This is a genomic window from Mesorhizobium sp. P3_A10 (assembly GCF_056403175.1).
Map to the genome: position 1 here is coordinate 142,297 of NZ_JBFUFZ010000009.1, position 16,709 is coordinate 159,005.

Annotated in this window: 18 protein-coding genes; 11 read left to right on the plus strand and 7 right to left on the minus strand. The window is 63.7% G+C overall.

The genetic code is table 11. From position 1 onward, the window contains the following. The first annotated feature begins 25 nt into the window (after positions 1 to 25). From AC1DXU_RS27630 to AC1DXU_RS27665, 8 genes are all read left to right on the plus strand, one after another. On the plus strand, positions 26 to 1,036 hold the full coding sequence (locus AC1DXU_RS27630; RefSeq protein ID WP_477374088.1) for an MBL fold metallo-hydrolase: 1,011 nt from the start codon (positions 26 to 28) through the stop codon (positions 1,034 to 1,036). Positions 1,037 to 1,111: 75 nt separating this feature from the next. Further along, positions 1,112 to 1,273: a DUF1328 domain-containing protein gene (locus tag AC1DXU_RS27635; RefSeq protein WP_477374089.1), complete on the plus strand. Its 162-nt coding sequence runs from the start codon at positions 1,112 to 1,114 to the stop codon at positions 1,271 to 1,273. A gap of 73 nt (positions 1,274 to 1,346) precedes the next feature. Further along, the gene (dapF, locus tag AC1DXU_RS27640) at positions 1,347 to 2,231 is read left to right on the plus strand and encodes a diaminopimelate epimerase (RefSeq protein WP_477374091.1); all 885 of its coding nucleotides are present in this window, start codon (positions 1,347 to 1,349) and stop codon (positions 2,229 to 2,231) included. After that, a complete protein-coding gene (gene mtaB / locus AC1DXU_RS27645) occupies positions 2,231 to 3,538 on the plus strand; it encodes a tRNA (N(6)-L-threonylcarbamoyladenosine(37)-C(2))-methylthiotransferase MtaB (protein ID WP_477374093.1) in 1,308 nt (435 codons plus the stop codon). Before dapF ends, mtaB begins: the two co-directional genes overlap by 1 nt. 13 nt (positions 3,539 to 3,551) lie before the next feature. Further along, positions 3,552 to 5,213 (plus strand): signal recognition particle-docking protein FtsY, encoded by a 1,662-nt coding sequence (gene ftsY / locus AC1DXU_RS27650; RefSeq protein WP_477374095.1) that lies wholly within the window; start codon positions 3,552 to 3,554, stop codon positions 5,211 to 5,213. Between the two features lie 58 nt (positions 5,214 to 5,271). Beyond that, positions 5,272 to 5,934 carry a septation protein A gene (locus tag AC1DXU_RS27655; protein WP_477311867.1) on the plus strand — a complete coding sequence of 221 codons (663 nt, stop codon included), beginning with the start codon at positions 5,272 to 5,274 and terminating at the stop codon, positions 5,932 to 5,934. Between the two features lie 10 nt (positions 5,935 to 5,944). Continuing rightward, a complete protein-coding gene (locus tag AC1DXU_RS27660; protein ID WP_477310076.1) occupies positions 5,945 to 6,565 on the plus strand; it encodes a pyridoxamine 5'-phosphate oxidase family protein in 621 nt (206 codons plus the stop codon). 39 nt (positions 6,566 to 6,604) lie between these two features. Next, positions 6,605 to 7,138 carry an NADPH-dependent FMN reductase gene (locus AC1DXU_RS27665; RefSeq protein WP_477374097.1) on the plus strand — a complete coding sequence of 178 codons (534 nt, stop codon included), beginning with the start codon at positions 6,605 to 6,607 and terminating at the stop codon, positions 7,136 to 7,138. 222 nt (positions 7,139 to 7,360) lie between these two features. On the opposite strand, the gene AC1DXU_RS27670 is transcribed toward AC1DXU_RS27665, so the two are convergent. Next, the gene (locus AC1DXU_RS27670) at positions 7,361 to 7,570 is read right to left on the minus strand and encodes a tautomerase family protein (protein ID WP_477374099.1); all 210 of its coding nucleotides are present in this window, start codon (positions 7,568 to 7,570) and stop codon (positions 7,361 to 7,363) included. 176 nt (positions 7,571 to 7,746) lie between these two features. Beyond that, complete coding sequence (locus tag AC1DXU_RS27675; protein WP_477374101.1) at positions 7,747 to 8,667, minus strand: SMP-30/gluconolactonase/LRE family protein; 921 nt, start codon at positions 8,665 to 8,667, stop codon at positions 7,747 to 7,749. Positions 8,668 to 8,950: 283 nt separating this feature from the next. On the opposite strand from AC1DXU_RS27675, the gene AC1DXU_RS27680 reads away from it, so the two are divergent. After that, a complete protein-coding gene (locus tag AC1DXU_RS27680) occupies positions 8,951 to 9,118 on the plus strand; it encodes a hypothetical protein (RefSeq protein WP_477374103.1) in 168 nt (55 codons plus the stop codon). A 47-nt stretch (positions 9,119 to 9,165) separates the two neighbouring features. Here the strand turns inward: AC1DXU_RS27680 and AC1DXU_RS27685 are convergent, their stop codons facing one another. The 4 genes from AC1DXU_RS27685 to ccmA form a co-directional block, all read right to left on the minus strand. Then, the gene (locus AC1DXU_RS27685) at positions 9,166 to 9,744 is read right to left on the minus strand and encodes a DsbE family thiol:disulfide interchange protein (RefSeq protein ID WP_477374105.1); all 579 of its coding nucleotides are present in this window, start codon (positions 9,742 to 9,744) and stop codon (positions 9,166 to 9,168) included. Then, positions 9,741 to 9,905, minus strand: coding sequence for a heme exporter protein CcmD (ccmD, locus tag AC1DXU_RS27690; protein WP_477310084.1), 165 nt, complete (start codon positions 9,903 to 9,905; stop codon positions 9,741 to 9,743). The genes AC1DXU_RS27685 and ccmD overlap by 4 nt, the downstream gene beginning before the upstream one ends. A 114-nt stretch (positions 9,906 to 10,019) precedes the next feature. Continuing rightward, positions 10,020 to 10,685 carry a heme exporter protein CcmB gene (ccmB, locus tag AC1DXU_RS27695; RefSeq protein ID WP_477374107.1) on the minus strand — a complete coding sequence of 222 codons (666 nt, stop codon included), beginning with the start codon at positions 10,683 to 10,685 and terminating at the stop codon, positions 10,020 to 10,022. Between the two features lie 193 nt (positions 10,686 to 10,878). After that, complete coding sequence (gene ccmA / locus AC1DXU_RS27700) at positions 10,879 to 11,481, minus strand: heme ABC exporter ATP-binding protein CcmA (protein ID WP_477374109.1); 603 nt, start codon at positions 11,479 to 11,481, stop codon at positions 10,879 to 10,881. A gap of 285 nt (positions 11,482 to 11,766) precedes the next feature. Here ccmA and acnA point away from each other — a divergent pair, with 285 nt between their 5' ends. Further along, a complete protein-coding gene (acnA, locus tag AC1DXU_RS27705; RefSeq protein ID WP_477374111.1) occupies positions 11,767 to 14,457 on the plus strand; it encodes an aconitate hydratase AcnA in 2,691 nt (896 codons plus the stop codon). 85 nt (positions 14,458 to 14,542) lie between these two features. Here the strand turns inward: acnA and AC1DXU_RS27710 are convergent, their stop codons facing one another. Beyond that, positions 14,543 to 15,217, minus strand: coding sequence for a ceramidase domain-containing protein (locus AC1DXU_RS27710; protein WP_477374113.1), 675 nt, complete (start codon positions 15,215 to 15,217; stop codon positions 14,543 to 14,545). A gap of 186 nt (positions 15,218 to 15,403) precedes the next feature. On the opposite strand from AC1DXU_RS27710, the gene AC1DXU_RS27715 reads away from it, so the two are divergent. Continuing rightward, positions 15,404 to 16,153, plus strand: a complete 750-nt coding sequence (locus tag AC1DXU_RS27715) for a DUF1223 domain-containing protein (protein WP_477374114.1) — start codon at positions 15,404 to 15,406, stop codon at positions 16,151 to 16,153. Positions 16,154 to 16,709: the final 556 nt, after the last annotated feature.

Consider the following 16,709-nt stretch of genomic DNA (forward strand, 5'->3'; position numbering starts at 1 on the left):
GACTGAAACATGCGGGAGCAGAAAATTGGTCGCCAGAAAGAAAGCCGCCAATCGCTACTACAGCGGCCCGCCCCGCGATCATTTCGACGGCACCCTGTTCTTCAACCCCGATGGCAAACCGCCCGGCCGTTTTGGCGATCTGTTGAAATGGCAATTGAACGGCAAGCGTTCGAAATGGCCGGCGGCCAATCCGAGCCCGTTTGAACAGGCAAGGCCGGCGGAGCGGATCGACGGTTGCGGATTGCGGCTCACCATGGTCGGCCATTCCACGCTGCTCATCCAGACCGCCGGGCTGAACATCCTCACCGATCCGGTCTGGTCGCCCCGCGTCTCGCCGCTCTCCTTTGCCGGGCCCAAACGCGTCAATCCGCCGGGCATCGCCTTTTCTCAGTTGCCGCCGATCGACCTCGTCCTGGTCAGCCACAACCATTACGACCATCTCGACCTCGCCACGCTGAAGCGGCTGCAGGCCAGGTACGACCCAAAAGTGCTGACGCCGCTCGGCAACGACGCCATCATCGGCGATGCCGTATCCGGCATGCGGCTGTCGGCGCATGACTGGGGCGACCGCGTCGAGATCGGCAACGGCGTCGCCATCCATGTCGAGCCGGTGCACCACTGGTCGGCGCGCGGCGCGCGTGACCGGCGCATGGCGCTGTGGGCCGGCTTCGTCATCGAAACGCCTGACACAAAGGTGTATTTCGCCGGCGACACCGGCTTTCACGGCGGCACCAACTACCGGCTGATGGCCGAAAAACATGGCGGCTTCCGCCTCGCCATCCTGCCGATCGGCGCCTATGAGCCACGCTGGTTCATGGCGCCGCAGCACCAGAACCCTGAGGAGGCGGTGCAAGGCATGCAGCTATGCAACGCCGCCTATGCCGCCGGCTGCCACTGGGGCACGTTTCAGCTCACCGACGAACCGATCGACGAGCCGGTGAGAAAACTGGTCGAGGCGCTCGACGGGCAAGGCGTGCCGCAAGAGCGCTTTCGCGCCTTGCGTCCGGGCGAGATCTGGGACGTGCCGGAGGACTGACACAGCCAACGGAACCCGTACCCTCACAGCCGCGTGTGTAGACAGTTTCAAACTGTCGGCTATGAGGCATTTGCCATGATCAAATGGATCGTCATTCTGCTGATTGTCGCCGCTGCGGCGAGCCTGCTCGGCATGCCGGCTCTCGCTGGAGCCGCCGCCACCGGCGCCCGTGTGCTGATCGGCATCGTCCTGATCATCTTCCTGATGATCGTGCTCGGGGTCTTCGCGATAACCTAAAAGCAGCGCGGACTGGTAATTTCGGCCGGTATCCGCCATATAGGCGCCAAACCGGCAAGAGACCTTTCGACCCATGGCAAGTGCTGCCCCTTTCGCCAAGATGAACGGCATCGGCAACGAGATCATCGTTGCCGACATGCGTAGCCGTGCCGATCGGGTGACGCCTGCGGCGGCCATTGCACTGAATGCCGACGCCGCGACCAAATTCGATCAGATCATGGCGATCCACGACGCCAGGACGCCGGGCACCGCCTTTTTCATCGACATCCTGAATTCCGACGGCTCCGGGGCGCAGGCCTGCGGCAACGGCATGCGTTGCGTCGTCCAGGCGCTCGCTGCCGAAACCGGACAAAAGACTTTCACCTTCGAGACGCGCGCCGGCATCCTCAACGCCATAGAACATGCCGATGGGACGATCTCGGTCGACATGGGCACCCCGCGCTTTGGCTGGCAGGATATTCCGCTGGCGGAAGAATTCCGCGACACCCGCATGATCGAGCTGCAGATCGGCCCGATCGACGCGCCGGTGCTGCATTCGCCCTCAGTTGTTTCGATGGGCAATCCGCACGCCATCTTCTGGGTCGACCAGGACGTCTGGACCTATGAGCTCGACCGTTTCGGCCCGTTGCTCGAGAACCACCCGATGTTTCCCGAGCGCGCCAACATCACACTGGCGCAGGTGACCTCGCCCGAGACGATGATCATCCGCACCTGGGAACGCGGCGCCGGCCTGACCAAGGCCTGCGGCTCCGCGGCTTGCGCCGCTGTCGTCGCCGCGGCCCGTACCAGGCGCACCGGCCGCAGCGTCACGCTAATGACGCCCGGCGGCGGTTCGCTGCATGTCGAATGGCGCGACGATGACCACGTCATCCTCACCGGCGCCGCCGAATGGGAATTTTCCGGCAGTTTTGATCCGTCAACCGGCATCTGGGCCCGCGACACCGAAAGCGCCGCCTGATGGCACCCCTCTCCAAGGGTCCAAAGGGTATTGACGTCGTCACCTTCGGCTGCCGGCTGAACACATATGAATCTGAGGTGATGCGCCGCGAGGCGGAAAGCGCCGGCCTCGGCGCGCTGCAAGGCGGCGCCATCATCTTCAACACCTGCGCCGTCACATCAGAGGCGGTGCGCCAGGCCAAGCAATCGATCCGGAAAGCCCGCCGCGAGAACCCCGGGGCGCGCATCATCGTCACCGGCTGCGCCGCGCAGACCGAGCCTGAGAATTTCGTTGCCATGGACGAGGTCGACCTCGTGCTTGGCAATGAAGAGAAGCTGAAGGCGCATTCCTATCGCGCGCTGCCGGATTTCGGCGTCAACGACACCGAAAAAGCCCGTGTCAACGACATCTTTTCCGTGCGTGAAACCGCCGGCCACATGGTCGACGCCATCGAGGGCCGGGCGCGCGCTTTCGTCCAGGTGCAGAATGGCTGCGACCACCGCTGCACCTTCTGCATCATTCCCTACGGCCGCGGCAATTCGCGCTCGGTGCCGATGGGCGCCGTGGTCGAGCAGGTCAAGCGGCTCGCTGGCAACGGTTATGCCGAGATCGTGCTGACCGGTGTCGACATGACCAGTTTCGGCGCCGACCTGCCGGGCGCGCCGAAACTCGGCAAGCTGGTGAAGACGATCCTCAAGCAGGTGCCCGATGTGAAGCGCCTGCGCCTGTCCTCCATCGATTCGATCGAGGCCGACGACGATCTGCTCGACGCCATCGCCACCGAGCCCAGGCTGATGCCGCATCTGCATCTGTCGCTGCAGTCCGGCGACGACATGATCTTGAAGCGCATGAAGCGCCGGCATTTGCGTGACCAGTCGATCCGCTTTTGCGAGGAAGTGCGCAAGCTGCGCCCTGCAATCGTCTTCGGCGCCGATATCATCGCCGGCTTCCCGACCGAAACCGACGCCATGTTCGCAAACTCGGAAAAGATCGTCGAGGAATGCGGGCTGACGCATCTCCACGTCTTCCCGTTCAGCCCACGCGAAGGCACGCCCGCCGCGCGCATGCCGCAGCTTCGGCGCGAGGTCGTGAAGCAGCGTGCCGCCCGGCTGCGCGCCGCTGGCGAGGCCGCCTACCGCCGCCATCTGTCCTCTCTTGCTGGCACACGCCAATCGATCCTGGTCGAACGCGACGGGCTCGGCCGCACCGAAGGTTTTACGCTGGCCACGGTCTCCACGGGTGCGCCGGGCGACATCGTCGAGGCTGACATTTCCGGCCATGACGGCGCCCGCCTGATCGCGGCGCCGCTTAGCGCCCGCGCCGCCTGAGAAACGCAAAAGCATGGCTGGTTTTTTCAAGAAGATATTTTCGTTCGGCAAGAAGGAAGTGGTCGAGGAGCGGGTCGACGAGACCGCCCCGCTGCCGCCGATCAAATGGGAAGCGCTCGAGGCGCTGAAGCCGGCGGCTGAGCAGGCCGTTCCGGAGTTTCTGAAGCGCGACGAGCCCGAGGCGGAGGTCGCACCGGCAGTCGAACCGGCACCACCTCCCGAGGTTGAGCCAGAGGCACCGCCTGCGCCGCAACCGGCACCTGTCGAAGAGCCAACCCCCGAACCGACCCCGTCCATTCCGCCAGAGCCGGAAGTCCAGCCGGAGCCTGCTCCTGTCGAGGAACCGCAGCGGCCGGAAGCGCCTGCTGAGAAGCCGGCTCCGGAGGAGATCCCGGTCGCGCCTGTGGTGCCGGAGCCGCAGGAAATTCCGCAGCCGGCGCCGAAGCAGCCGGAAATCGTCCCGCCGCAGCCGGAGAGACAGCCGGAGCCAGTACCTGTCGAGGTGCCGGCACCTGTCGAGCCTCCCCCGGCCGAGCCGGAACCTGCAGCCCCGCCGGCGGAAATCCCGCCTCCCATTCGCCAACCTGCGCCGGTCGCGGCGCAGCCCGTTCTTGCCGAGATCGCACCCGAACCGCAGCCGATCCCGCCACCGGCGCCCCAACCTTTGCCGGAGCCAAAGCCTGCGCCCGGCAAGGTGACCGTCACCAAGAAGGTCGAGCAGAAGGCCGAACCGCAGAAAGCGCCGGAGCCGGCGCCACGGCGCTCGTGGTTCCAGCGCATGAAGGACGGGCTTGCCCGTTCTTCCAAGGAGCTGACGGGCAACATTGCCGGCGTCTTCACCAAGCGCAAGCTGGATGAAGACACGCTGCAGGACCTGGAAGACGTGCTGATCCGCGCCGACCTTGGCATGGAAACCGCCTTGCGCGTCACCGATGCGCTGGCTGCCAGCCGCTACGGCAAGGACGTCTCCGACGCAGAGGTCCGCGCCATCATGGCGACCGAAGTGGAGAAGGTGCTCACCCACGTCGCCATGCCGCTGGAGCTCGACCTCTCGCACAAGCCGCATGTCATCCTGGTCGTCGGCGTCAACGGCACGGGAAAAACCACCACCATCGGCAAGCTGGCGGCCAAGCTGACCGATGGCGGCCTGTCGGTGATGCTCGCCGCCGGCGACACGTTTCGCGCCGCAGCCATCGAGCAATTGAAAATCTGGGGCGAGCGGACCAAGTCGCCGGTCATCGCCTCCAAGATCGGTGCCGACGCCGCTGGCCTCGCCTATGATGCCTTCGAGCGGGCGAAGGAGGCCGGCTCCGACGTGCTGATCATCGACACCGCCGGGCGGCTGCAGAACAAGACCGAACTGATGGCGGAGCTGGAAAAGATCGTCCGCGTGCTGGGCAAGCTCGACCCCGAAGCGCCGCACACCGTGCTGCAGACGGTCGATGCCACCACCGGCCAGAACGCGCTCAACCAGGTCGAGATTTTTCGCAACATCGCCGGCGTCAACGGCCTGGTGATGACCAAGCTGGACGGCACCGCGCGCGGCGGTATTCTGGTGGCAATCGCGGCAAAGCATAAATTGCCGGTCTATTTCATCGGCGTCGGCGAACAGGTCGACGACCTCGAACCTTTTTCAGCCAGCGAATTCGCCAGGGCGATCGCCGGCGTAGCGTAGCAGGCACGATCCCCGGGGCCGCAGGCTTTTGGACAAGATCATGCGTCAGAAGGAAATCATGAACCCGCCCATCCTCGAACGCGACCCGTCCGATCCGCAGAAGAAGAAGGAAAGCGTCAACCCGCTGCTCAAGCTGGTGCTGGAGCTTGGCCCGCTGATGGTGTTCTTCTTCGCCAATGCGCGCGGCGCCTGGCTGGTGCAGAAATTCCCCGTCTTGGCGGAATTCGGCGGACCGATCTTCGTCGCCACCGGCCTGTTCATGGCCGCCACCGCGATCGCCTTGATCGCCTCCTGGCTGCTGCTGCGCACCTTGCCGATCATGCCGATGGTGTCAGGCGTCGTCGTCCTCATCTTCGGTGCGCTGACGCTCTATCTGCAGGACGACATCTTCATCAAGATGAAGCCGACCATCGTCAACACTCTGTTCGGCGGCGTGCTGCTCGGCGGCCTGTTCTTCGGCAGGTCGCTGCTCGGCTACGTCTTCGATTCCGCCTTCAGCCTCGATGCCGAGGGCTGGCGCAAACTCACCTTCCGCTGGGGGTTGTTCTTCCTGTTCCTGGCCCTCGTCAACGAGATTGTCTGGCGGAATTTTTCCACCGACGCCTGGGTTACCTTCAAGGTCTGGGGCATCATGCCGATCACGCTTCTGTTCACCTTCAGCCAGATGCCGCTGATCTTGCGCCATTCGCTTGAAGACAAGACCGGAGAGGCCGGCAAGTAGGGAGAGGGTCATGGAATTCGTCACTTCGCGCGACGAGTTGAGGACGATCTACAAGACGCCGCGGCCGACCGACGGCTCCATCCGCAAGGAGCTGAAGGCGCTCGACGGCCACTGCCGCTCCTTCATCGGCAAGAGCCCGTTCGTGCTGATCGGCTCATCCGACGGCGCCGGCAATGCCGACGTGACGCCGAAAGGCGACAGGCCGGGCTTCGCCCTGGTGCTCGACGACAAAACCATCGCCATCCCCGACCGGCCCGGCAACAACCGGCTCGACACGCTGGAGAATATCCTGCTCAACCCCTCGATCGGGCTGCTGTTCCTCATTCCCGGCATGAACGAGACGCTGCGCGTCAATGGCGACGCCCGCATCACCGTCGATGCCGGCTTGCGCGAGCGGCTGGCGGTCGACGGCAAGGAACCGCAAAGCGTCGTCGTGGTCAGCGTCAAGGCCGCCTACATACATTGCGCCAAGGCCTTCATGCGTTCCGACCTGTGGAAGCCGGAAACCTGGTACGACCGCGCGACGCTGCCGACGCTGGGCCAGATCCTGCGCGACCAGCTGGCGGTTTCCGATTCGGCCGAGGCGACCGACCGCTGGCTCGACGAGGAATACAAACAGACGATGTGGTAGGTTTGGCGGCACGATTCGCTCGCATACGGCTCGCCTTCCTTGATCGAAATCCTCGCCCTCTCAGGCAGCCTGCGCGCCGCCTCCACCAATTCAGCGCTGGTCGCGGCGCTGGCGCAAAACGTCCCGTCAGGCTGCCGCGTCGGCGTCTATGACGGGCTCGGCAGGCTGCCGATCTTCAACCCCGACGACGAAGGCGAGCGAACACCGCCTGAGGCTTCCCGACTGATCGATGCCGTCACCCGCGCCGACGGCGTTATCATCTCCTGTCCGGAATATGCCCATGGCGTGCCGGGTGGCCTGAAGAACGCGCTCGACTGGCTGGTGTCGCGCGACGCCGCCGTCGCCAAGCCGGCCATGCTGGTGCACGCCTCACCACGGTCACTGTTCGCCCGCACGGCGCTCGCCGAGATCATGCGCACGATGTCGTTTGCGCTTTACGAGGAAGCGGTGTGCGAAATCGCTTTGCTCGGCAAGAAACCGCCGGAGGTCGCGGCAATCCTGGCGGAGCCGGTGAACGTACTGGCGATGCGCAGTGCCGTTTCAGCCTTCGCGGATTTCATCCGCGCTCGTTGAGCGACGGTGATCCTTCGCGCCCCCCTCTGTCCTGCCGGACATCTCCCCCACAAGGAGGGAGATTGGCCGTCATCCCGGCTTTCGCCAATCTCCGACGTCGAAAGACGAGCTAGGCGGCGAAGCTGCCGATCTCCCCCCAAGTGGGGGAGATGCCCGGCAGGGCAGAGGGGGGCGCTGTCCCGCCAGCCATTGGCAAATTTCTGTGCCGCAGCTTTGGTCGAACTAGCTCTTCCGTCTCAGCGTCTCGACATCCGTCTTGCCGACATACCAGTCCCGCGCGTTGACCTCCTCGAACACCACCCAGACATCGTTGTTACCCAGTCCAGTGGCATCCATGATCGCCGCCGTGACTTTTTTGGCGATATCCGCTTTCTTGCCGGCCGGGTCGGCAGCGATCACTTCCTTGACGATGCGAATGTTGACGAATGGCATGATGTCCTCCCCTTGATATCGTTGACCGTCATGAAGAGACCGTTTCGAAATTCGCTCTGGCGAGTCATATGGTGGTGGTTTCGAGACCCGGAGCGCAGCGGACGTTTGGGTCCGTGAGCACCGGAAGCGCAGAAAACGCCATCAGATGGCCGCCAGAGTAGAATTTCCAAACGGTCTCAAAAAGTCTTGGCGCCGTTGACCATGAGCCGCACCATGTAGAGCGAGGTGGTGCCGGCGATGTACAGGCAGTTCAGCTTGTTGCCACCGAACACGCAGTTGGCGGTGACTTCCGGCACCTTGACCTTGCCGATCAGCGTCCCGTCGGGGTCGTAGCAATGGATGCCGTCGGCAGCGCTGGTCCAGATACGCCCGTCCGCGTCGAGCCGGAAACCGTCGAACAGACCGGCCGTGCAGTCGGCAAAGACCTTGTCGCCGGACACCTTCTTGCCGCCCTTGCCGACATTAAACACCCGCATATGGGCCGGGTTCTTGGCGCCGTGCGTGCGGCCGGTGTCGACGACATAGAGCTTGCTCTCGTCGAGCGAGAAAGCGAGCCCGTTGGGCCGGACCATGTCGGTGATGACGGCTTCCACCTCACCCGTATCAGGGTCGACGCGGTAGACATGGCAGGCGCCGATCTCGCTCTCGGCTTTGTCGCCCTCATAGTCGGTGTCGATGCCATAGCTCGGATCGGTGAACCAGATCGAGCCGTCGGATTTCACCACCGCATCGTTGGGCGAGTTCAGCCGCTTGCCCTTCCATGTCTTGGCGATGGTGGTGACGGAGCCGTCATGCTCGGTGCGGCTGACGCGGCGGCCCGAATGCTCGCAGGTCACCAGCCGACCCTGCCGGTCGACGGTGTTGCCGTTGGAATTTCCGGACGGCTGGCGAAACACGCTGACGCTGCCGTCGGTCTCGTCGTAGCGCATCATGCGGTTGTTGGGGATGTCCGACCAGACCACGTAGCGGCCGGCGGCGAACCAGGCCGGCCCTTCCGCCCAGCGGCAGCCGGTGTACAGCTTTTCCACCTGGGCGTTGCCATTGAACAGCCGCGCAAAACGCGGATCGAGAATTTCGTAATAGTCTGCGGCCGCCATGCTTTCCTCCGGGCACTACACAACGCGAGGGATCAAGCCAGCCCGTGGAACAGAAGGCAATGTGCGTACGCACAGTGCCATACAAAAAGGGGCAGCTGGGACTGGTGGCTTGCCGGTCTATTCCCTGCCTATGACGTTAGCGCCGCATTAACCGGCTATGCGCCCAGTGCAATGGTGCATTGCAACATCTTCTTTTTGCAACGCAGCGTAACTATGTCATGCTTCGTATCGATCAAGGGAGGAATAACTGCCGCAGCAATGCGGCGCTGAAAGGAACCTTGCTATGATCATCGACAGCCTTATGACCCGCGCTCGTGCCAGCATTGCCAAGCGCAAGCACTACAACCGCCTCGTCGCCGAAATCGACAGCTTCTCCAGCCGCGACCTCGCCGACATGCGCGCCGACCGTTCGGAAATGCTCTACCAGATCCACAAGCAGATCTACGGCTGAGCCGCACCACGTTCGTCATCCTCGGGCTCGAAGCCCGAGGTGCCGCATCAGTTCGGCGCCGCAAGCGCCTTCTCGATCTGCGGCAAAAGCAGCGTCTGCGCCGAGTCTGGCGTCAGCGGGCCGACATGCTTGTAGGCAATCTTGCCGTCCTTGCCGATAACAAAAGTCTCCGGCACGCCGTAGACGCCCCAGTCGATTGCGGTGCGGCCTGCCTCATCGACACCGATCGCCTGGAACGGATTACCGAGATCGCCGAGAAACCGGCGCGCGTTTTCCGGCTGGTCCTTGTAGTTCAGCGCCGTCATGACAAAGCGCTTGTCCTGCGACAGCGCCAACAGCACCGGATGTTCTTCCCGGCATGGCGCGCACCACGACGCAAAGACGTTGACCAGCGTCACCTTGCCGGCGAACGATTTTGAATCCAGCCCCGGCAGATTGATGCCTTCGAGCGCCGGCAGGTTGGTCTGCGGCGCCGGCAGGCCGATCAGCGCCGACGGCACTTCCGAAACATCGCGTCCGGACAAAAGCTGCGACAGGAACAGCCCGGCCAGTCCGAGAAAAATCAGCAGCGGCAACAGCACGATCAGGCGTCGGCCACGTACCGGCGTTTCGTTTTCTGTGCTCATGGCTTGGCCTTGTCGGAGCGTCGCCGCACGCCGGCGGCCTCCAGTTCGGCAAGGTCGCGCTTGCGGCCGCGCTGGTCGATGAGGATCCAGCCGATCAGCCCGGCCAGGACGATGCCGGTGATCGCATAGGCGGCGGTGACGTAGAGGGCGTGCGCGCTCATGCGACCCGCTCCGCCAGCGCGCAATCTTCCGATCCGCCCATTTCGCCTTGTTCGACCATGCCTTTCCTTAGCCTCGCGCCGTCGGCTTCGCAATCGGCCGCCATGCCGCGGCCTTCAATCGGTCCCGTGCCGCAACGCCAGCGCCGCCGCCACCGGTCCCAGCACGGCAAGAAACAAGGTCAGCGCGGCGAGAATGAGGAAAGGCTGCAGGAACGGATCGGGATCCGCCACCGCGCCATAGCTGGCGGCGACGCCAAAGATCAGCACCGGAATGGTCAGCGGCAGCACCAGAACCGAGATCAGCAACCCACCGCGCGGCAGCGCCACCGCCACCGCCGCACCGGCGGCACCAATGAAAGTGATGGCCGGCGTGCCGACCAGAAGCGTCAGCGCCGTGGCGCCGATGCCGACCGGCTCCATGTTCATGAATAGGCCGAGCAAGGGTGCGGCGATGACCAGCGGCAGCACGCTGCCTGCCCAATGCGCCAGGCATTTGGTCAGCACCGTCAGCGCCAGCATGTGGCGGTCGTGGCCCAGCACCAGCAGGTCGAGCGAGCCGTCTTCGCGGTCGGCCTGGAACAGCCGGTCGAGGCCGAGCAGGCAAGAGAGCAGCGCGCCGATCCACAGGATCGCCGGACCGATGCGGGCAAGCAGCTTCAGGTCCGGCCCAACGCCGAAGGGGATCGTGGCGATGACGGCTAGGAAGAAGATAACGCCAGTCAGCGCCCCGCCACCGGCGCGGATGTTGAGGCGGATGTCGCGCAGGAAGAGGGCTAGCATGATGTGAGATGCTCGCGCTTGAGCACCCCCCTCTGGCCTGCCGGCCATCTCCCCTTCAAGGGGGGAGATTGGTTGGAATTTCGGCCTTCGCCAATCTCCAACGTTGGAAAACCCGCAGGACGCCCAAACTGCCAATCTCCCCCCTTGAGGGGGAGATGCCCGGCAGGGCAGAGGGGGGTGCCTGGCACCGACATCAAATCCCCATCCTCAATTCCTGTGCCCCATCCAATCCCAATGGCAGATGCGTTGCCGCGACGACAATCCCTCCCCGCCGACAGTGATCCGTCATCAACCTGGCAAACCGCGCCTCCGATGCCTTGTCCAATCCCGCTGTCGGCTCATCTAGCAGCCAAAGCGGCCGCTGGCTGACCAGCAATTTTGCAATCGCCGCACGCCGCCGCTGTCCGGTCGACAGATAGCCAAATGGCAAATGGCCGATACCGCCAAGCCCGACCGTCTCCAGCGCCTCTTCGACGCTCGGCAAACCCGCACCGGAAAAATCCCGCCAGAAGCGCAGGTTTTCCGTCACGCTCAGCGCTGTCTTCATCGCGTTGAGGTGGCCGAGATAGTGGCAGGCCGCGGCGACCGTTGGAAAGTCTTCACCACCTCCCTCGATCGACACGCGGCCTTGCGCCACCGGCAACAGGCTGGCGACGATCCGCAGCAGCGTCGATTTGCCCGAACCGTTCGGCCCGGTGACGATCAGCGCCCGGCCTTGCGCAAGTGCGAAGTGGATGCCGGAAAACACCGTCTCGCCGCCGCGTTCCCCGCCCAGATTTTCGGCAACCAGCCGCATTCTTTCCCCTTCGCCGAACATCCGCGCGCGGCTTCGGTGCGCCGCAGCAAAAATGGCCATTCCGTGTCTAGAACTATTCCAGAAAATTCTCTATATGCGAGGCATCCGTGCCAGCGGTCGGCACGGGAACAGGAATTTGCGCCGAACCAGCGCACGCGCCGCCTTGAACGGCTCGGGTTGGCTGGGAACGGACAGCGGAAATGGCCGTACCCGCACCTTTGCGCGTGATTGCATGCCATCGGCGTCCGTTCCCTTTCAGGCTGAACAGACAAGGACGGACCGCACGTGTCAAAATCCCTCGATAGTTTCAACTGCCGCCGCACGCTGACCGCGAGCGGTACTGACTATGTCTATTACGACCTCATCGAGGCCGAGAAGAACGGCCTCACCGGCATCGCCCAGCTGCCCTATTCGATGAAGGTGCTGCTGGAGAACCTGCTGCGCAACGAGGACGGCCGTTCCGTCACCAAGGAATCGATCCAGGCGGTTGCCGGCTGGCTGACCGACAAGGGCACTGCCGGCGTCGAGATCGCCTACCGCCCGGCTCGCGTGCTGATGCAGGATTTCACTGGCGTTCCCGCCGTGGTTGACCTTGCCGCCATGCGCGACGCCATGGCCTCGCTCGGCGGCGACCCGCAAAAGATCAATCCGCTGGTGCCGGTCGATCTCGTCATCGACCATTCGGTCATCGTCGACGAGTTCGGCACGCCGATGGCTTTTGCCCGCAATGTCGAGCTCGAATATGAGCGCAACGAGGAGCGCTACAAATTCCTCAAATGGGGCCAGCAGGCGTTCCGCAACTTCCGCGTCGTGCCGCCTGGCACCGGCATCTGCCACCAGGTCAATCTCGAATATCTCGGCCAGGTGGTGTGGACCAACACCGAAGACGGCGAAACCACCGCCTATCCCGACACCTGCGTCGGCACCGATTCGCACACCACCATGATCAACGGCCTTGGCGTGCTCGGCTGGGGCGTCGGCGGCATCGAGGCCGAGGCGGCGATGCTCGGCCAGCCGGTTTCCATGCTGTTGCCCGAAGTCATCGGCTTCCGTCTCACCGGCAAGCTGAAAGAAGGCGTCACTGCCACCGATCTCGTGCTCACCGTCACCCAGATGCTGCGCAAGAAGGGCGTCGTCGGCAAGTTCGTCGAATTCTTCGGCCCGGGCCTCTCCAACATGACGCTGGCCGATCGCGCCACCATCGGCAACATGGCGCCTGAATATGGCGCCACCTGCGGCTTCTTCCCGGTCGATGGCGAGACCATCCGCTACCTCACAATGTCGGGCCGCGAGGAAAGCCGCATCGCTCTGGTCGAAGCCTATGCCAAGGCGCAAGGCCTGTGGCGCGACACCGGCTCGGCCGATCCTGTGTTCACCGACCTGCTCGAGCTTGAGCTCGGCAGCGTCGTGCCGTCGATGGCTGGCCCCAAGCGCCCCGAGGGCCGCGTTGCCCTGGAAGGCATTCCGGAAGGCTTCGCCAAGGCGATGGAGACCGAATACAAGAAGGCCGCCGAAATCCACAAGCGCTACGCCGTCGATGGCACCAGCCACGATCTTGGCCATGGCGATGTCGTCATCGCCGCCATCACGTCGTGCACCAACACCTCGAACCCGAGCGTTCTGATCGGCGCCGGCCTTCTGGCGCGCAACGCCAACCGGCTCGGCCTCAAGCAGAAGCCTTGGGTGAAGACATCGCTGGCGCCGGGCAGCCAGGTGGTCGCCGAATATCTGGAGAAATCCGGCCTGCAGAAGGAACTCGACCAGATCGGCTTCAACCTGGTCGGCTTCGGCTGCACCACTTGCATCGGCAATTCCGGCCCGCTGCCGGCGCCGATCTCGAAGACCATCAACGACAAGGGCTTGATTGCTGCCGCAGTCTTGTCCGGCAACCGTAACTTCGAAGGCCGCGTCTCCCCCGACGTGCAGGCGAACTATCTGGCCTCGCCGCCGCTGGTCGTCGCTCACGCGCTGGCCGGAACGGTGACCAAGGACCTGACGTCAGAGCCGCTCGGCGAAGACAAGAACGGCAACCCGGTCTACCTCAGGGATATCTGGCCGAGCTCCGCCGAGATCCAGGAATTCATCGAGAAGAACGTCACCCGCGAATTGTTCGCCCGCAAATATGCCGACGTCTTCAAGGGCGACGAATACTGGCAGAACGTCAAGGCGCCGGAAGGCCAGACCTATGCCTGGGACGACAACTCGACCTATGTGCAGAACCCGCCCTATTTCGCCGGCATGACCGCAGGCTTCGGCAAGATCGGCGACATCAAGGGCGCCCGCGTGCTTGGCCTGTTCGGCGACAAGATCACCACCGACCACATCTCGCCGGCGGGGTCGATCAAGGCGGCGTCTCCGGCCGGCAAATACCTGACCGACCATGGCGTCGGCGTGGCCGACTTCAACCAGTACGGCACGCGCCGCGGCAACCACGAGGTGATGATGCGCGGCACCTTCGCCAACATCCGCATCCGCAACCACATGCTGGGCGAGAATGGCCGCGAAGGCGGCTACACCATCCACTACCCCAGCAAGGAAGAGACGTCGATCTACGACGCCGCCATGGAATACAAGAAGGAAGGCGTGCCGCTGGTCATCTTCGCCGGCGTCGAATACGGCAACGGCTCGTCACGCGACTGGGCGGCCAAGGGCACCAATCTCCTCGGCGTCCGCGCCGTCATCGCCCAGTCTTTCGAGCGCATCCACCGCTCGAACCTGGTCGGCATGGGCGTCATCCCCTTCGTCTTCGAGGAAGGGACGTCATGGGCCACGCTCAACCTCAAGGGCGACGAAATCGTCGAGATCGATGGCTTGAGTGCCATCAAGCCGCGGCAGACCATGACCGCCAAGGTGACCTATGGCGACGGCACGGTGAAGAACGTGCCGATCATCTGCCGCATCGATACGCTGGACGAGCTCGACTACTTCAAGAACGGCGGCATCTTGCAGTACGTGCTGCGCGATCTGGCTGCCTAGCGGCAAGGGAGTAGGGGAGTAAGGGAATAGGGCAGTAGGGAAAAGTCACCGCAGCTCGATCCTCTTCCCCTACTCCCCTACTGCCCTATTCCCCTACTCCCTTAGCTTTCCCATACCGCGCCGCCGCCGCCAGCAGCACGCCGAGCATCAGCCCGTTGAAGATGTGCCACAGGAAATGCGTGCCGAGCGGAAAGCTCGTGCAGACCAGCGGATCGGCCATCCGACAGATAACCGAGACGACAAAGATCGCCGCGCCGGCCAGAGTGTAGCGGCCGGCGCTGCTGCCGCTCGCCACCGTCCACAGGCCGAAGAAGACAAGCGCCAGGAAGGGCGGCAGATAGCCTGTCGTGCCGTTCGAGGCCAGGTGCAGCCAGTCCGGCACGGCCCAAGTCAGCAGGCCGGCAACGGTATAGAAGGCGAAGAAGACGGGAACCGCCCTGCTCCATTCCATGCCGAGGAGGCGACGCAGGTTGAACAGCGTGTAAGCCAGCGTGAGGCCGGCGATGGGCAGCACGTCGGCCCAGATCGTCGCCCGGACGGCCAAGGTATGGAACAGCGTCGAGCCGATGCCGATCGCCACCACCCACCAGGCCAGCACCTCGGCGAACGTGCCGGTGCCGCGCCGCCGCACTTCCCGCACACCCCACAGACCGGCGGCAAGAAAAGCAAGATTGGTCAAAGCATTGGCTGGTTCGGCCCAAAGTTCCGGCCCGGTCCGTTCGCAATAGAGATCGACCGGCATCAGGAGAGTTTGCCACATACCGCTGATGCTGCCCTCGAATCGAACCACGCCGTGAAGTGCAGGCCCATCCTCCTATTGCGGTGCAGCCTGCCGCTGCAACGGCAAAATTTCACCGCAACGTGACTTCCCGTTGACTGTCGCTTCTGCCACATATTTCAGCAACCAGAACAAGGCCGGCAGCACCGGCGGGAAATCGGAACGACCATGGCCTTCAACAGACAATTGCGGCTTGCGGCGTTGGCGCTGGCCTTTTCGGCGCTTGCCGGAACCGGGCTTGCCGCCGAGAGCGACAGACCCTTGGGCGTGGTCGAGCTTTTCACCAGTCAGGGCTGCAGTTCCTGTCCGCCGGCCGACGCGTTCTTTGCCGAGCTTGCCGCCAAGGAGGACATCGTCGCGCTCGCCTATCATGTCGATTACTGGGATTATCTCGGCTGGCAGGACACGTTGAGCCGCAAGGAAAATACTGAGCGCCAGTACGACTATATGCGCGCCTTCGGCAACCGTTCGGTCTACACGCCGCAAGCCGTCATCAACGGCCGCAGCCACGTCAACGGCGCCAGCCGCAAGGAAGTCGATGGCGCGCTTGCCCGCATGGAGCGTATCGGCGAAGGCATGCGGGTCGGCATCAAGGTCAGCCAGACCAGCGACCGCGTCATGATCGACGCCGGCGACGCCGGCAACGGTCCCCGCGACGCCCATGTCGTCATCGTCTATTTCGACCCGCCGCAGACGATCGACATCGGCAAGGGCGAAAACAGCGGTCGCAGCATGACCTACTGGAACGCCGTCTCCGGCATCCAGACCGCCGGCATGTGGCACGGCAAGGCGCAGCGCTACGAATTGCCGATGAGCGAGATCTCCAAGAAGGGCGGCTGCGCGGTGTTGCTGCAGTCGGTCGGCAAGGACGGCATGCCCGGGCCGATCCTGGGGGCAGCGTTTATACATAAGCCTTAAGAGCGCCGAAACGACCCGTGCCTTCGTCATCCTGGGGCGAAGCAGGAGCGAAGCTCCGTCGCGGACACCCCAGGATCCATGCCGCGACATCGGCCACACACGAAAGCGGTCCAGAAATAGGGTAGCGGCCTGCTTAGGCTTATCCTGAAGCACCAGTTGACCAGCCTGACAGGGAGCATGCTTCGACAAACGTCCCGGCATGGATCCTCGGGTCTGCGCGTCCGCTTCGCTTCCGCTCCGCCCGAGGATGACGACGTCGCGGTTGCGCGAGGTTCACCCAATAAAAAACCGACGTCAGCTTGCTTCTGACGTCGGTCATTTAGTTTTGGGATCGTCGCACCCGATTTTCCCTTGGGAAAACCGAGGTTGGTTCGATCCGACGCAGACCCGTGGGCGGGGGGCTTGGGGTTTACGAGCCGGTGCCGGACCGAACCGTCTCAGGCAACGCCGGTAAACTCGTCGGACATTGGGGCATGAGCGCGGATAAAAAAAGGCAGAAATGTGGCGAAGGATCACCAATTCCATCAGCGCGTTTCACAAAAGTGACTGGACGTGA

Bases quoted from the DNA above. Each gene is read 5' to 3' on its own strand.
- AC1DXU_RS27635 (WP_477374089.1), top strand. From the start codon at position 1,112: ATGATCAAATGGATCGTCATTCTGCTGATTGTCGCCGCTGCGGCGAGC.
- dapF (WP_477374091.1), top strand. From the start codon at position 1,347: ATGGCAAGTGCTGCCCCTTTCGCCAAGATGAACGGCATCGGCAACGAG.
- mtaB (WP_477374093.1), top strand. From the start codon at position 2,231: ATGGCACCCCTCTCCAAGGGTCCAAAGGGTATTGACGTCGTCACCTTC.
- ftsY (WP_477374095.1), top strand. From the start codon at position 3,552: ATGGCTGGTTTTTTCAAGAAGATATTTTCGTTCGGCAAGAAGGAAGTG.
- AC1DXU_RS27655 (WP_477311867.1), top strand. From the start codon at position 5,272: ATGAACCCGCCCATCCTCGAACGCGACCCGTCCGATCCGCAGAAGAAG.
- AC1DXU_RS27660 (WP_477310076.1), top strand. From the start codon at position 5,945: ATGGAATTCGTCACTTCGCGCGACGAGTTGAGGACGATCTACAAGACG.
- AC1DXU_RS27670 (WP_477374099.1), bottom strand. From the start codon at position 7,570: ATGCCATTCGTCAACATTCGCATCGTCAAGGAAGTGATCGCTGCCGAC.
- AC1DXU_RS27675 (WP_477374101.1), bottom strand. From the start codon at position 8,667: ATGGCGGCCGCAGACTATTACGAAATTCTCGATCCGCGTTTTGCGCGG.
- AC1DXU_RS27680 (WP_477374103.1), top strand. From the start codon at position 8,951: ATGATCATCGACAGCCTTATGACCCGCGCTCGTGCCAGCATTGCCAAG.
- AC1DXU_RS27685 (WP_477374105.1), bottom strand. From the start codon at position 9,744: ATGAGCACAGAAAACGAAACGCCGGTACGTGGCCGACGCCTGATCGTG.
- ccmD (WP_477310084.1), bottom strand. From the start codon at position 9,905: ATGAGCGCGCACGCCCTCTACGTCACCGCCGCCTATGCGATCACCGGC.
- ccmB (WP_477374107.1), bottom strand. From the start codon at position 10,685: ATGCTAGCCCTCTTCCTGCGCGACATCCGCCTCAACATCCGCGCCGGT.
- ccmA (WP_477374109.1), bottom strand. From the start codon at position 11,481: ATGCGGCTGGTTGCCGAAAATCTGGGCGGGGAACGCGGCGGCGAGACG.
- AC1DXU_RS27710 (WP_477374113.1), bottom strand. From the start codon at position 15,217: ATGTGGCAAACTCTCCTGATGCCGGTCGATCTCTATTGCGAACGGACC.
- AC1DXU_RS27715 (WP_477374114.1), top strand. From the start codon at position 15,404: ATGGCCTTCAACAGACAATTGCGGCTTGCGGCGTTGGCGCTGGCCTTT.